At 34.6% G+C, this 16,366-nt stretch carries 11 protein-coding genes; 6 read left to right on the top strand and 5 right to left on the bottom strand.

Going from position 1 to position 16,366, the window contains the following annotated elements; translation table 11 throughout:
• Window positions 1-90 precede the first annotated feature (90 nt).
• From IRZ99_RS09710 to IRZ99_RS09690, 5 genes are read right to left on the bottom strand one after another with little or no spacing between them, the layout of a single operon-like run.
• Entirely contained in the window at window positions 91-1,326 is a 1,236-nt protein-coding gene (locus IRZ99_RS09710) for a glycoside hydrolase family 26 protein (protein ID WP_194657087.1), read from the bottom strand.
• A 40-nt stretch (window positions 1,327-1,366) separates the two neighbouring features.
• Window positions 1,367-2,557, bottom strand: a complete 1,191-nt coding sequence (locus IRZ99_RS09705; protein ID WP_194657086.1) for an AGE family epimerase/isomerase — start codon at window positions 2,555-2,557, stop codon at window positions 1,367-1,369.
• A 6-nt stretch (window positions 2,558-2,563) separates the two neighbouring features.
• A complete protein-coding gene (locus tag IRZ99_RS09700; protein ID WP_194657085.1) occupies window positions 2,564-3,754 on the bottom strand; it encodes a glycosidase in 1,191 nt (396 codons plus the stop codon).
• A gap of 27 nt (window positions 3,755-3,781) precedes the next feature.
• Complete coding sequence (locus IRZ99_RS09695; RefSeq protein ID WP_194657084.1) at window positions 3,782-5,173, bottom strand: MFS transporter; 1,392 nt, start codon at window positions 5,171-5,173, stop codon at window positions 3,782-3,784.
• 35 nt (window positions 5,174-5,208) lie between these two features.
• Window positions 5,209-6,348: a glycoside hydrolase family 26 protein gene (locus tag IRZ99_RS09690; protein ID WP_194657083.1), complete on the bottom strand. Its 1,140-nt coding sequence runs from the start codon at window positions 6,346-6,348 to the stop codon at window positions 5,209-5,211.
• 304 nt (window positions 6,349-6,652) lie between these two features.
• Between IRZ99_RS09690 and IRZ99_RS09685 the strand changes: the two genes are divergently transcribed.
• The 6 genes from IRZ99_RS09685 (at window position 6,653) to IRZ99_RS09660 (ending at window position 16,362) form a co-directional block, all read left to right on the top strand.
• Window positions 6,653-7,531 (top strand): AraC family transcriptional regulator, encoded by an 879-nt coding sequence (locus IRZ99_RS09685; RefSeq protein ID WP_194657082.1) that lies wholly within the window; start codon window positions 6,653-6,655, stop codon window positions 7,529-7,531.
• A 314-nt stretch (window positions 7,532-7,845) separates the two neighbouring features.
• Window positions 7,846-11,013, top strand: coding sequence for a TonB-dependent receptor (locus tag IRZ99_RS09680; RefSeq protein WP_194657081.1), 3,168 nt, complete (start codon window positions 7,846-7,848; stop codon window positions 11,011-11,013).
• Between the two features lie 11 nt (window positions 11,014-11,024).
• The gene (locus IRZ99_RS09675; RefSeq protein ID WP_194657080.1) at window positions 11,025-12,587 is read left to right on the top strand and encodes a RagB/SusD family nutrient uptake outer membrane protein; all 1,563 of its coding nucleotides are present in this window, start codon (window positions 11,025-11,027) and stop codon (window positions 12,585-12,587) included.
• Window positions 12,588-12,607: 20 nt separating this feature from the next.
• Window positions 12,608-13,684 (top strand): IPT/TIG domain-containing protein, encoded by a 1,077-nt coding sequence (locus IRZ99_RS09670; protein ID WP_194657079.1) that lies wholly within the window; start codon window positions 12,608-12,610, stop codon window positions 13,682-13,684.
• 84 nt (window positions 13,685-13,768) lie between these two features.
• Window positions 13,769-15,034: a fasciclin domain-containing protein gene (locus IRZ99_RS09665; protein ID WP_194657078.1), complete on the top strand. Its 1,266-nt coding sequence runs from the start codon at window positions 13,769-13,771 to the stop codon at window positions 15,032-15,034.
• Between the two features lie 86 nt (window positions 15,035-15,120).
• Window positions 15,121-16,362 carry a glycoside hydrolase family 27 protein gene (locus IRZ99_RS09660; RefSeq protein WP_194657077.1) on the top strand — a complete coding sequence of 414 codons (1,242 nt, stop codon included), beginning with the start codon at window positions 15,121-15,123 and terminating at the stop codon, window positions 16,360-16,362.
• The last annotated feature ends 4 nt before the right edge of the window (window positions 16,363-16,366 follow it).

Below are 16,366 nucleotides of genomic sequence, written 5' to 3'. Positions count from 1 at the left end.
ACAAGTAACTCTACAAAGATTGGCGATTCACTGGGCGGAATTACTTGTGGGGATTCCTCGTTCCTCGGAATGACATACAGAGCGAATATATTACTTCGGCAACTCATACATCTTAGGCAAAGAATTCACCAATGCCGATTTTGTTTTAGAACTAAAAGTTTTAAAATCACTTGCATTTGAAACCGTGCCATTTGGTACCCAATAAGCATCTTTAGTATTATTCCAAAACATAACATAGCTCACTTCAATACTATTCGATATCAAAGCACTGTATAAATAGGTTGAAAACCAATCTGTAACCGGTGGTTTTGTACTAGTAACCTGATAACCGGTTTCAGTCAAAGCGGCAATTTTCACTTTCGTTTTAGCCAAATCAGCTATTATTTTTAATTTAGAATTCGCTCTGCTAGCTCCGGTTGAACCCTGATTATCAAAATCACCATAATTGTCCATTCCAATAACATCGACATAATTATCACCGGGATAACGGCTTAAATAATCTGCTTGAGTGGTGTATGAATTATCAGGAGAAAAAGCATATAAAATGTTATGGACGCCTTTGGTATTCTTCAAATAATCAACCGTAAACTGATAGGCTTTTTTGTATTCATCGGGAGTTGAAAAATTCGCGCCCCACCAAAACCAGCTTCCGTCAAATTCATGAAAAGGCCTGAAGATTATCGGAATCAGTTCGCCATTTGTTCCTTTTAAATTAGAAACTACACTAGCAATTTTGTCCAGTTTTTTCTTGTACCATTCGTGATTCGCTCCGCCTGGTAAAATACTTTTAAAGGCAGTAGCTTTTTGTTCCGATGTCAGATCGGCAGCATAAAACGATTCTTCTTTATTAGGTTCTCTTAAATGCCAGCAAAAAGTATTGATCATGCCTTTGGTGTAAGCAAGTTTCACATCGGCTACAATTTTTACTTCCTCCCCATAAAACCAGTTACCTACTTGGTTGTTGTTTCCTTTATCAGCAATAAACATAAAGTCTGAACCTAAAACAGCGGGATCATAACCGGTATTCTTTTTGATATCAGAATCACCGCCTGCATCCTGGTAAAAACTATTAAAAGCTGCCTGCTGACCAATTGCAAATTTGGTTTTGGCTAGTTTTTTTAAATTATAAAACAAAGCCACGGTTTCTTTTGTTGCATTTGCGTCAACTAAATAGGTTGCTGCATTTGAAGTGGTCAACGGATCAGTATCAACAATAACGGGTGGATCAACGACAACTTCCGGATCTGATTCCTCATTAGAAGAACATCCTGAAATTGTCAAAATCGATAAGCTTATAAAAAGAATATTTAGAAGATTTTTTTTCATTTTGAGTTGTTTTAAAAAAGCTTAAATTGAAATAAATGTTTTAGTCTTTTATTCTCTGAATAAGTTCCAGACAAGCGCGACTATTGTGATAAGGACATTTCCAGAAACCTGCTTTGTCTTTTTCTATCAATGAATAATCGCGATAAAGTCCCCAAAACCATTCTCCGTTTTGCTTATCTAAAATGTATTTTTTTGTAAAATCCCAGTTTTTCAATACAATGTCTAAAAACCTTTCATTGCCCGTTAATTGATAAGCATTATAAAAACCAATTAAAGCCTCAGCCTGAACCCACCAATGTTTTTCGGCAATCAGTTCATTATTTTTTGGATCTAATTCATACCATAGCCCTCCATCAGTATCCAAGCCTTCCTTTGTAACTTCGGCCATCTGAATTGCGTGTTTTTTATAATTCGCAATTAGATTTTCATCTTCTGAAATTTCGGCACATTGTAATAAAAGCCAGGCTGCTTCAATATCGTGTCCGTAGGAGATCATGTCTGGTTTTTCAATCCAGTCTTCGTTAAAAAATAAACGTAAATGCCCTGTTTCTGTATTAATGAAATGTTTTTCTATCGTCTCTAATAATTCAGTAATGGAGTTTTGTAGCTTTTTGTCTTTCCAAACCTTAAATAAATTGGCATACGCTTCCACAATATGCAAATGCGTATTCATGGTTTTCTTTTCGTTCGCATCTTTCTCACTCAGACGCAAATCGGCAATGGGTTTCCATTCCCGTGTAAAAGCTTCTAAGTAGCCTCCGTTTACTGAATCGTAGCTGTGTCTTTCTATTTGTAAATATAAATTGATGGCTATCTCTAATGCCTTTTCCTCTTTAGAAATAACATAATATTCTGATAGACCGTAAATCGCAAAAGCTAAGGCATAAATCTGATTTTTAGTGTCTTTTGGTGTTTTGTCAGCATTAATACTCCAAAATAAACCTCCAAATTCGGCATCGTAAAAATGTTTTGAAAGAAATTCAAATGCTCTTGTAGCTATTTTTTTATGTTCTTCATTTTTAGTAACCTGATAACTGGCAGAAAAGGACCATAAAATTCGGGCGTTTAAGACAGAACCTTTTTCTGCATTAGCAATCAAATTATCGTTAAAATCAATCTGACCAATAAAACCTCCATTTTGATTGTCAAGAGTATGTTCTGACCAATATTTTAAAATGGAATCAAGTTCGGCAGTTAATTCAGATTTAAGTTCCTTTAGTTTTGTTGACACGTCTAATTATATTGCGTTATTTTTCTCAATCTGATTGATAATTGTTTTCACAGAACCTGCTGAAATAAAAGTGTCAGCTGGTGTATTGGTTACATAATCAACCAGTTTTGCTACAGATGAAACGGCAACGTGCATTCTAGTATCTGACGATGCATAATATACATAAACAGTTCCGTCAGCATCTTCAATCCATCCGTTAGAGAATAAAACATTCGATACATCGCCAACTCTTTCAATACCTTCAGGACCCATAAAATGACCCGCCGGAACGTGTGTTACTTTTGTAATATCATTCAAATCAGTCATAAACATATAAAGCGTGTAACGTAATCCTGCAGCAGTATTACGAACGCCATGCGCCAAATGCAACCAGCCTTTATCTGTTTTGATAGGAGCGGGGCCAAGACCATTTTTCAATTCATAAATGGTATGATATTGTTTTCCAAAAATGATTTTTTCCTCTTTTACAACAGGATTCGTCATGTCATCCACATATCCTAAACCAATTCCGCCACCAGCGCCAACATCAATAAAACCATCTTGTGGACGTGTGTACAAAGCATATTTTCCATTTACGAATTCCGGATGCAAAACTACATTTCGCTGTTGACCTGTATTCGAAATTAAATCAGGAAGCCTTTCCCAGTTCACTAAATCTTTTGAACGTACAATTCCGGCATTGGCTACAGCCGAACTAGTGTCACCTTTTGGTGCTTTTGGGTCTTTTCTTTCGGTACAAAAAATACCGTAAACCCAGCCGTCTTCATGATTGATCAAACGCATATCGTAAACGTTCGTATCCGGTTCATCTGTTTGCGGAATAACGCAAGGTTTCTCCCAAAACTTGAAATTATCGACTCCGTTTGGACTTTCCGCAATAGCGAAAAAAGATTTTCTGTCAATTCCTTCAACACGAACTGCTAGCAGATATTTGCCCTTCCATTTCATGGCTCCAGCATTAAAAGCAGCATTCATCCCGATTCGTTCCTGTAAAAACGGATTTGTTTTTTCGTTTAAGTCAAAACGCCAGTTCAGTGGTACATGAGCCGCTGTAACTACCGGGTTTTTATAGCGTTGGTATATACCGTTTCCAGCATTTTCTTCTGGAGTATTTTTTTGCTCCGTCAGTGTTTTATGTTCTTTCTCTAATGCTACTTTTCTATCCTGAAATGTAGTGGAAGTGGCTATTGTTGTCATAGTAATCTATTTCTGATGTCTTTATAATTAATTGGTATGGTCTCTTTTTTCGTTTAAATCTTGTTCTATGGTTTGTAGTTTTTCTTCAGATAAAGGATAAAACAAAATAAAAGCGACTGATATAAATGCTGCGATGGCAGGTAGTATGCTTAACATTAATTGTATTCCGTTTTGGGCCACAGCAGTTTGTTCAACATTGGCCTGAAAACCATAATAACCTAAAAGCCATCCGGCTCCGGCACCTCCAATGGTCCATCCAAATTTTTGTGACATTGAGGAAGCGGAAAAAACTAATCCTGTTGCTCTTCTTCCCTGTTTCCATTCTGAATAATCAGCGCTGTCAGCATACATCGACCAGATTAAAGGGAAAATACAACCTGCACAAATGCTGATTAAAACCTGAAAACTTAAGATTAAGAAAATATCTTCTTTTCCGAAGAAATAAAATACTAAACTCAAAATGGCTGCTAAAGCCATAGCACCAAAAAAGGTTTTCTTTTTTCCGATTTTATTGGCAATTGGTGTGGCAATAATTACTCCGATGATATTGGCAGCCTGACCCAGAACTAAATAAATAGAAGTGGGTGTCATGTGAAAGTCTGTTCCAAAAAGCGTGAAATCAAAGTTGATACTGCTGCTTACATAGTATTTAAAATAATAAACGGCAGCACCATCCCTAATAGAATTGAAAACTAAGGCACCAATTCCGGCTCCCAGCAAAATCCACCACGGTTTATTTTTCCACAAGTCTTTTAAATCTTCTTTTAAGTTCGATTGTTCATCAGAAATTGGTTTTACTCTTTCTTTTGTGAATAAAAAACAAGCCCAGAAAAAAGCGGTTGTAATTACTCCAAAAACGGCAATTGTAGCCAGCCAGCCAGACTTAGAATTTAGGTTTCCGCCGAAATAATTTACAAGCGGTTCAATTAACCAAAGTGCCAGTAAACTTCCTCCAAATGCAAAAACCATTCGGTAAGAAGACAACGTGTTTCTTTCTTTTCTGTCAGACGACATTACGCCTAAAAGTGACGCATACGGTACGTTGATTAACGAGTAAATCATCATCATTAAAGAGTAGGTAACGTAGGCATAAATTATTTTTCCCTTTGCATCAAAATCAGGTGTGTAAAAAGTTAAAACACCGATTACGGCAAACGGTATGGCAACCCATAATAAATAAGGCCTGAATTTTCCCCATTTGCTTTTGGTTCTGTCGGCGATGATTCCAACAATTGGATCAAAGCAGGAATCCCAGATTCTGGTGATTAAAAACATGGTTCCTACGACGGCAGGTGCCAATCCGAAAACATCGGTATAGAAAAAGAGCAGGTACATACTGAAAATTTTCCAGAACATGGATGATGCAGCATCTCCAAGACCATAACCTACTTTTTCTTTTAAACTAATTTTGTCGTGCATTGGGTTCTTTTTAGAGGTTGTAATTTAAGTTGGGGTTATTTTTTTAATGCTTTCTGAATGTCTTTTTCAAATAAAGTTTTGTCGAGCTTATAAAAATCAACAAAATCCTTTTCGCTTATTTGCCCTGTGTATGGAGCGTAATAATGCATTTTTTGTTCTTTTTCCTGCCAGCCGTGGTTTCGCCACAACAAAACATAAGAGATTTTGTAATCGCCAATGGCTTTTGATAAAGTTCCGGTCCACCATTTTGGATCTGGAACTGCTTCGTAACCTGCTTCTGCAATCGCGATTAATTTATGTTTATCAGCACCAATTTCATTTATGATTTTAAGTTGATTCTGAACTTCACTAATAAATTTAGCTCCTTCTTTGTCATCATTATTCTGATAGGAATCGAAACTCAAAACATCCGCATAATTATCACCTGGATAATGGGCTAAGAAATCTTCTTTTGAATTGAAACTGCTTGTATTGTAAATATAAATTAAATTGTGAACACCTTTTTTCTGAAGATATTCAATGGTGAATTTCCATAAAGATTTAAATTCTTCCGGAGTACAATTTCCTTTTCCCCACCAAAACCAGCCTCCGGTAAGTTCATGATAAGGTCTGAAAAGAATGGGAATGTTTTTTCCTTTTTTATCTTTTAAGGATAAAAGATAGTTGGCTGCTTTGTCTAGCCAAATGGTAAATTTTTGATGATTTTCGCCGCCAGGTAAAACGGTTTTTGCAGCATTTGGAGTATTGTCCCAGGCGCTTTTTCCGGTTGCTGGATTATCAAAGTGCCAGCTTATAGTTGTAATTCCGCCTCTTGCATGACTTTCTTCTATATATTGTTTCATTTTTGTAAATGGAATTCCATCGATATTGTTAGGGCTGTCTTTTTCCAGTCCGGCTAAGTCCCAACCATAGACTGCAGGATAATCTCCAACCACATCTTTTATATCACTTCTGTCGTTTTCGTATTTCCAGTTTACACCATAAGCTAAGTCATCCTGATGTCCAAAAAGATACCCTTTTTGAGTTAATTGATTTAGTTTTTTATAAAGCGAAACAGTTTCAGGTGTTGCTTTCTTATCTGAAAGTGACAAATTAGTATTATTAATAATGGCCTTAGAAGAACATGAAGTTCCTATAAGTACTGTTGTTATTAGTATCAGTATGTTTTTTTTCATTCGAAATCAGTTGTTTTTCAGTGTGATAAGTGTATAAGTAACAATTGATAAATGTATTATAAAACGGTCAATTTTTCAATCTTTAAATCAATATTGTTTTTCCACTAAAATTATTAAAACTTTAAAAAGTTATTATATTAAAAATGATTAATGTTTATTATTGATATACTTTTTAGAAAAATGATAATTCTATTTTTCAAAGATAATCCGATGTTTATCGTGTAATTAATATTATTTTATCAATTATATATCATATTATTGCAAAACAAAAAGGATAAAAAACTTCATAAATAAGATTTTAAAGATGAGTAGTGCTAAAAATTTTTACAGGGAAATTGCTCCACTTTCGGCTGGAGATAGTTTTTTAGTTTTCGACAGGGTTAAAGATAGTTTTGATTTTCCGGTACATTATCATCCGGAATTTGAGATCAATTTTATTTTAAATGGAAAAGGAGTAAAGCGGGTTGTTGGGGATAATATAGAAGAAATTGACAGTGTTGAGTTGGTTTTAATTGGGCCAAATTTATATCACGGTTGGGAATTAAATAAATGTACAAGTAAAAAGATTCACGAAATTACCATTCAGTTTCATAACGATTTATTTCATGAATCTTTGCTTTCAAGACGAATTATGAATCCAATTCGAGATATGTTTAATCGTTCAATTCACGGTATCTTGTTTTCAAAAAAAGTAGCTGAAGAATTAACTCCAAGACTTGTAAGGCTTTCTAAATTAGATGGTATGGATTATTTTTTGGAAATTACTTCCTTATTATATGATTTGGCTAATTCGAGAAATCAGCGTTTGCTTTCTACTTATACTGTAGATTATGACACGTTTGATGATTATGATAAAATGAAATTGGTTTATGAATATGTGCAAAAACATTTTGCTGAAAAAATTACCTTAGAAGATGTTGCCGGTGTTGCCAGTATGTCGATAATTTCCTTTAATAGATTTATAAAAAAACGTACGGGAAAAACTTTTGTCAATTATATAAATGATATCCGAATTGGATATGCGGCACGTTGGCTGGTTGAGAAAGACATGAGTGTTTCTGAAGTTGCTTTTAAATCAGGTTTTAATAATATTGCAAACTTCAATCGTAGTTTTAAAGCTACTAAAAATTGTACACCTAGTCAATATAGAGAAGATTTTTCTGGGTTAAAGCGTATTTTATAGTGATACTTTTTTAGCACAAACAAATATTATTTTTAACGAAATCGTTTGCTTTTTTAATGATTCGTTAATTTTTGTTTATAATTCGTACTGGATTAAGGGATGATTGTTGCGAAAAATGCATTTTTTCATAGTTTTTATTTTCATATATGTTTTTTTAAGATGATATAGTAAAAATATTATCATCAAATGATATAATACTATCGATTTAATGTTTGGTTCTGTTATAGATTTGTTAAATAATTTAGATAATAAATCACACCCTTTTTTATTACTTCATTATGAACTAACAAATTTAAACTAACCAAACATTTATTATGAAAAAACTAATGACTAACTTTATTCATTGGAATGCTGGCCACAGAGCAGTTCCTTTGATTTTATTCTTGTTACTGACGAGTAATTTTATTACTGCTCAGGTAAAGGTTTCGGGAACAATATCTGATGATAAGGGCTTAGCTATTCCTGGAGCTAACATATTAGTTACGGGAACAAAAAAGACGGCTTCAACAGATTTTGATGGAAAATATTCTATTGAAGCACCCGCAAATTCTACAATCTCTGTTTCATTTATTGGCTACAATACGCAGACAATTAATGTAAAAAACGGAGGGACCATCAATGTAATCTTAAAACTTAGTGCCGAAGATTTACGTGAAGTATTAGTAAATGTCGGATATCGAAGTGTCAAGAAAAAAGATTTAACCGGAGCTATTTCTACGGTTGGAGCCAAGGATATTGCAGATTCTCCTCAAGTATCAGTAGATCAGTTATTGCAAGGACGTGCTGCAGGGGTGTCAGTTACCAATAACTCTGGTCAACCAGGAGGTAGTGTGTCAGTAAAAATACGTGGAACGACTTCTATATCCGGAACTAACGAACCATTATATATTGTAGACGGGATTCCGATTTCAGGAGATGCTGCCAATACAAATACAGGAGGTTCAATTGTTAGTGGTTATTTGGGTGCAAACACAGGAAACGTAACTTCGAGTCCTATTGCATTTTTGAATCCTAATGATATTGAAACAATGGATATTTTGAAAGATGCTTCAGCGACTGCAATTTATGGCTCAAGAGCGTCGAATGGAGTTGTAATTATTACTACAAAAAGAGGTAAGAAAGGTACGGGGAAAATCACTTATGATTCCTATTTTTCTATTCAAAATGTAACTAGTTTGTTGGATACCATGACTTTGAGTCAATACGCGACGCAACAAAATGCTTTAGCTGCTGTTTACGGTGTAGCGCCAAGAGATGAATTTGCTGTTCCTTCAGTTCTTGGTAAAGGAACAAATTGGCAGGATGAGATTTATAAAACGGCGGTGATGAGTAATCATCAGGTTTCATTTTCAGGGGCAAAAGAAGGTACTACGTATTATATTTCAGGAGGTTATGTAGATCAGGAAGGTATTGTTATTGGTTCTGGTTTTAGAAGATATAATTTTAAAACAAACGTAGATAGCAAAATAAAAGATTGGCTGACTGTTGGCGTTTCTATTGGCGCAGGTATAACAAATGAGGATATTACAATTAATGGTGCGAGCAATGGTATTATTAGTACTTCTATTTTATCTACTCCTGATGTTGCAGTAAAAGATACTAATGGAAATTATGCAGGTCCGCCGGCAGATGGGTCAATTGGGGTTTGGATTAACCCTGTGGCTTCAGCTTTGATGAATACTAATAAGTTGATTAAAAAGAACTTCATAGGAAATTTTTATGCTAATTTTAGAATAGCAAAAGGACTTGATTATCGATTTGATTTTGGAGGATCTACAAATATTGATAATTTTGAAGGCTTTCAGCCTACTTATGTTTGGGGTGCTGCCGTTAAAGAAACAAATCAGTTAGTAGAGAGATCGAACAATTGGTATGGTCTTAATATTAAAAATGTTTTAACTTATAAGATTGATACAGGCGCACATCATTTTAATGTCTTAGCTGGTCAAGAGGCTAATGATAGTCATTGGACAGGAAATTCGCAATCAGTTTCTGGCTTGGTAAGTAATGATATTCACTCTATTAGCTTGGGAGATCCTGACACACTTACAGCTTCAGAATACAAAGGGAGCTCTGGATTGTACTCTTTCTTTGGGTCTTTTAATTACGATTATGACAATCGATATGGTTTGCAGGCAACAATGAGAGCGGATGGAAGTTCTAATTTTGGTCCAGGCGAAAAATGGGGTTACTTTCCTTCATTTTCAGGTTATTGGAAACTTTCAAATGAAAAATTCATGGAAGGAACCGAAGAATATGTTGATAATATCAAATTTAGGGCTGGTTATGGTGAGACTGGTAACCAAAATGTTGGCGGCGCAGGTTACATGAGTACAGTTCGTGCAATAAAATCAGCATTAGGTAATTTCTTTACCGTTAATAATATTGCAAATCCTGGATTAACATGGGAGACTTCTAAGCAAACAAACTTTGGTTTGGATTTTACGCTTTTTAAGTCAAAACTTCAGGCTACATTTGATGTATATAGAAAAGAGTCAGAAGGATTTTTATTTGTTTTACCATTGCCTTATTATGTTACAGGAACAGATACTTACCAAGGAGGTTTAGGAGCGCCAAATGTAAATTTAGGAAGCTTAAGAAACGAAGGTTTTGAGATGACTTTAGATTATAATGATAAGTTTGGGAAAGATTTTACCTGGAATTCAAAAGTAATATTTTCTACAAATAGGAATGAATTGTTAAGCTTACAGGATAATTTTGATTTAACAAAAGATGTAATGCTTAATGATTATACGAATAAAGCAGTAACCAAAACAGTGGTTGGTCAGCCAGTTGGTCAATTTTACGGATACCAGGCAGTTGGCATTATCAGAACCAATGAACAATTGGCAAATGCACCTATTCCTTACACAGGAAATAAAGCGGTGAAAAGTCAATTGGGAGATGTTGAGTATGTAGACCAAAATAAAGACGGTTTAATTGATGACAAGGATTTAACTTACATTGGTAATCCTCAGCCGAAATTTACTTATGGCTTCAATAACACTTTTAAATACAAAAACGTTGATTTAGGGGTCTTTTTACAAGGATCTTATGGTAATAAAGTTATGAACTTAACCAGACGTGCCGGTACTAAAAACCAACGTTTGTATGAAAATCAATTAGCAGAAGCTGCCGATTTTTGGACACCGGAAAATGTTGATGCAAAATATCCAAGACCTGATGGTGGAGACGGACATCCAAATATAGCAATCTCTGATCGTTATGTAGAAGATGGGTCATATCTGAGAATTCAACAAGTAACTTTAGGTTATAACATGCCTTCGGATGTGATTTCAAAAGCGAGTATTAGTAAATTAAGATTTTATTTCGGTATTCAAAATCTTTACACATTTACAAAATATACTGGTTATGATCCAGAGATAGGAGCGTACAATCAAGATCCATTATTAGTTGGAATTGATTCAGGGCGTTACCCGACCAATCGCAGTTTTACTTTTGGAATGAATTTAGAATTTTAATTACTACTCTTATGAAAAAATATATCAATATAAAGACCTTAGTTTTATTCTTAACACTAGGTTTGGTAACTACTTCCTGCAGCGAAGATTTCCTGGATCGCCCATCTGAAGATAGTTATAGCAGTGACCAATTTTATAATAGTGATGAGCAGGTAGCGAGAACAACTTATGGTATGTATGGCGCAATGTGGGCTCCTTATTACACTAAAAACTTTTATGCATTGGCAGAGTTGTCATCAGGGAATTGTTTAGCATATGCAGATGGACCAGAGCTAATTCAATTTAAATTAACTTCTGATAGCCCAATTTTATTAGATCCATGGAGAGCCTGTTTTGCTATAGTTGCACAGTCCAATAATTTAATTAATAATATTGAAAAAGATGCTACTGCAAATGTGAGTGCGGCTGTAATTAAAAATACTGTTGCAGAAGCACATTTTTTTAGAGCTATCGCTTATTTCTATTTGGTGCGTTTATATGGAACGGTGCCTATTATTGAAGATAATTTAGCTTTGGCAAAAGATCCGCTGGTTAATACAAATAGAATTGAGGATGTTTATACATTTATTGAAAACGATTTGAAATATGCAGCGGCAAATCTAAAATCAAAAATTAGATCCAGAACTCCGGGTGGTGAAAATATTTTTGTAACACAAGGTTCTGCCGAAGCATTTCTGGCTAAAATTTATTTGTATGAGAAAAAATACGCAGATTCTAAATTAATGGCTGAAAAAGTTATTAATTCTGGTGAGTTTGGTTTGGTGCCAAATTTTGCAGATTTGTTTTTGACAAGTAAAAATAATAACGAAGAGTCTATTTATTCCTGGCAATGGTCTGGTGCTATCAATACTTATGGCGGGGGAAATTTTTCAAATATTCAATATGGTTTGGATATTTTGAATGATAACGCTTCCTATGGTGCGACCTACGTACCAAGTAATGATGTTCAGGATGCTTTTGAAATTGGAGATTTAAGAAGAAAAGAATCTTTTATGATTTACGGTGATTCTTACCCTAATTTAAAAGCTAAAGGAGAGGTAGGTTTTGTAATGGATAAGGATAAATATGGTGATGTTTTAGCTAATACAGGTGCGGCGGTTAAGAAATATGTTGTAGGACAGGCTACTAGTGAAACAGGACCTGCTGATCAATGGGGAGGCATGAATAATTGCAATTATATTATGCGTTATGCAGATCTTTTATTAATTCATGCTGAGGCTATTATGGCTGGAGCCGATGAAACTGCAAATCCTGCGGCGAAAGAATCGTATAATAAAGTGAGACGAAGATCAGGTCTTGCTCTTTTAGGAACTAATGTGCCTTTAACAAGAGCAGTTTTGTTTCATGAGCGTAGAGTTGAGTTTGCTTTTGAAGGAGAATTTTGGTTTGATTTAGGCAGACTGCCACGTCAGGAAGCAATTAGTATAATCTCTCAACAAGATAGAGGTTTTGATTCTCAAGGTGTAACACATTATACTCCGACAGCAGCTGACTTTACCTATCCAAAACCAGATATCGAAGTTAGAAAAAATCCAAAATTGAAAGAGGCACCAGTTCCTTACGATTTCAAATAATTTTTTAAAAGTATATAACTATGAAAAATATAAAAAATAGAATGTTATTGAAGTTGTATTTTTTGGCTTCAATTTCAATTTTACTGTTCACTACTTCCTGTTCAAATGATTCAGGAGATTCCTCTGCCGGAAAGATTGAAGTAACAGGAATAACTAAATCTGTTGTTGATGATCCTTTGGTTGACGGGGATAGAGAAGTTGATGTTCCTACATATATTATTAACGCTGGAAATTATTATATCATTAGAGGATCAGGTTTTAGTACATTAAAATCAATTTCGTTTAATGGATTAGAATCCTATTTTAATCCAACATTCGTAACAGATAATGCTATCGTTGTTTTAGTGGACGAAAAAACGCCCTATTATAATGAAATGGATGAAATGAAAATAGTTACTAATATAGGTACTTTGAAATATAAAGTGGCCATCAGGCCTCCAAGTCCTAATATTCAGGGATTTCCAATCAATCCTAATGCTGGAGATATAATCACGATCAAAGGAGAATATTTTTTACGTCCTGTAGTAAATTTTGGAACTACGAAAGTGGAACCTATTGAATCATCGTTGACTGAAATAAAAGTTAAAGTTCCGGATGATTTTAAATATAAATACCTATCGATAACGAACGTTTCAGGAACAACTGTTGCTAATCAAGCATTTGGTAGTGCGCTTTATGATGATGCTCCTACTAATATCTGGGGTTGGGATGAAAAATGGGATGGAACTAATGTTTTCGATTTGGCTTATACTAAAGACTTTAGCCAGGGATCTAAATGTATTGAATGGAAATCAGGTGAGTGGGATGGTTATCTTATTGCTCTTGCTTCCTGGAATTTTACAGATACATATAAATTTAAAGCTGTAAGGTTTTCTGTTAAGGGTGCAAAAGCTGGAAAAGTAAAGTTTTTCATTAATGGAAATGCAGATAGTAATTTCAAGGTGGTAGAATTTAAATCTGATTCATGGACTTATATAGAAATTCCTTTTAGTGACGTTGGTAATCCGGATGTATTAAGTAAAATAGGATGGCAGGAATTTGGTGGTTTTGGTGGGAATACCATTTTACTTGATGATATTGGATTGGTATTAAAATAATTGTGAAGGATTCAAAAAAATAAATATTAATGGTCAAGTTGACTTTGTTTATAAGGATCCATAATTAAAAACTAAAAGAGAAATATGAAAAATATATATAATAAAGTAAAACATATTGCTATATGTGTCTTTTTGATTGTTGCAGTTTCTTCTTGTGATAATGATATTAAAGATATTGGAGGAGCGCAGCAAAATTATAACACGGCATACGGATTGCTTCAGGCAAATAGTAATTTATCTACTTTTGTAAAAGCAATAGAATTAACAGGATTGCAGTCAACATTAGACACGCCGGATGATTATACTTATTTTGTTCCTAATGACGAAACTTTTGCTGCTTATTTAGTTGCAAATGGTTATGTAAATGATTTGGGATATCCAGATATTAATTTGGTTCCGGTAGAAGATTTAAAACAACTTGTTTTGAGTCATGTTATTAAAGGTGTTAAAAAACGAGTAGCCGCACTTGAAGGTGTCGAAGCTGATTATTTAACAACTGGCGAGTATTCTACAATGGCAAATGCGGTAAATCCTGATTTGTATTTATTGAGTATAAATGTAACCAATAATGTTTTAAAGGTAAACGGATCTGATAAAGCAGCACCGGGCTTAGATTATTATGGGACAAATGGTTTTATAAATGTTTTAAGTAATGTAATTGAATTAACTCCTCCGGCTCCGGTAATTTCAACTCTTTCGCAAGTATTAGCTTCGCCGGGAGATGTTATTACTATTAAAGGTCAGAATTTTGTTAAGGTTGAAAGTGTGAAATTTGGAGCTACAGAGGCTGCGTTTACAGTAGTATCTAAAACAGAAATTCAAGCAACTGTTCCAGCTGATTTTGGTTCTTACGCATCAATTGTGGTCGAGACTGAATTTGGAGTGTCTGCTCCGAGTAGTATAGGCATTACATACCTTTTGTATGCTGATGATACATCTAAAATTAGTTACCAATGGGATTGGGGTGGTAGTTTTGATATGCTAAATACCGAGCAGGTAAGTAGAGGTACACATTCTATTAAGAAAATTACTGGGCCTTGGTCGGGATTTTATATAGGTTTTAAAGAAACTTTGAACACAAGTGATTATCAATTCGTTAAAATATCTGTGTATGCTACAGAAAGTACAAAAATATTAGTAAGTATTCATCCTAAAGGAAATGAGAATGATGCTTTTGGAACGACCGTTCAGTTAGTTGCCGGACAATGGAATAATATTTCAATTCCGATGTCAGATTTGAAGCTGGATCAGGTAGGGGCTACTTTTAATAATGTGTTTATTAAAGAGTATTCTGGAATATCACTTACGCCAGGAAATACTATCTATTATGACGATATAGGATTTTTATAAAATATTATTTGTTTTGAGTCAGTTTGAAAATGTTCCCTTATTGAAAAATTAGGGAACATTTTTTTGAATATTTAATTTGAAAAAGAATGAAAAAAATTGCTTTATTACTTGTTTTAAGTATATCCGGGATCTGTTTTAGTCAAGGAAATACTCATAATCAGCAAGCCGGAAAATTTGAAGGTTTGGCCATGACGCCCCCAATGGGCTGGAATTCCTGGAACACTTTTGAAACTAATATCGACGAGAAGTTAGTAAAAGAAACAGCCGATATTATGGTTTCGTCCGGAATGGCAGCAGCAGGATATAATTATATAGTGTTGGATGATGGCTGGATGACCAAACAACGTGATGAAAACGGAGATTTGGTTCCGGATCCGGTTAAGTTTCCAAGCGGAATGAAAGCTGTCATTGATTATGTGCATAGCAAAGGTTTAAAATTTGGACTATATAATTGTGCAGGAACGCAAACTTGTGCCGGTTATCCAGGAACACGCGGTTACGAATATCAGGATGCTCGTTTTTATGCTAAACTAGGTATAGATTTCTTAAAATATGATTGGTGTAACACACAAGGAATTACAGCTAAAGAAGCTTATGCAACAATGAGCAATGCTCTTAAAACAGCGGGTAAACCAATTGTTTTTAGTCTTTGTGAGTGGGGAGACAACCAGCCATGGGAATGGGGGAAGCCAGTTGGTAATCTTTGGAGAATTTCAGGAGATATTTATCCTTGTTTTGATTGTGAATACAAACATGTAGAAGGAAATTGGTCTTCGTGGGGATTTATGAAAATTGTTGAGATGAGAAAAGACATCCGAAAATATTCAGGTCCGGATCATTGGAATGATTTTGATATGATGGAAGTGGGTGACGGAATGACAAATACAGAAGATAAATCTCATTTTGCTATGTGGTGTATGATGGCTTCACCATTGATTGCCGGAAATGATTTCAGAAAAATGTCTAAAGAAACGCTTGCTATTTTAACTAATGAAGAATTAATTGCAGTGAATCAGGATAAATTGGGGATTCAGGGATTTAAATTTTCTGCTGAAGATGGATTGGAAGTTTGGGTAAAACCTTTATCAGATGGAAATTGGGCTGTGACATTTTTAAATAGAAGTGACGTTTCTAAAAAAATCAATTTCGATTGGAAAAAGAATGCAGTTAAAGATGTTGATTTCGGATATGACGCCGATTTTAATAAAATGTTTTTTAAATTAAAAGATCTGTGGAAGAATAAGGAGGCAGGAAATACTAAAAAGAATTTTCAGGCAGATATTGCCTCTCACGATGTAATTACATTAAGATTAATTCCAGTAAATTGATTTA

Origin of the sequence: Flavobacterium sp. LC2016-12, from assembly GCF_015351595.1 — a bacterium.
GTDB lineage: Bacteria > Bacteroidota > Bacteroidia > Flavobacteriales > Flavobacteriaceae > Flavobacterium.
The sequence above is the reverse complement of the archived record's forward strand: the minus strand, read 5'-3'. Positions and strand labels throughout refer to the sequence as shown.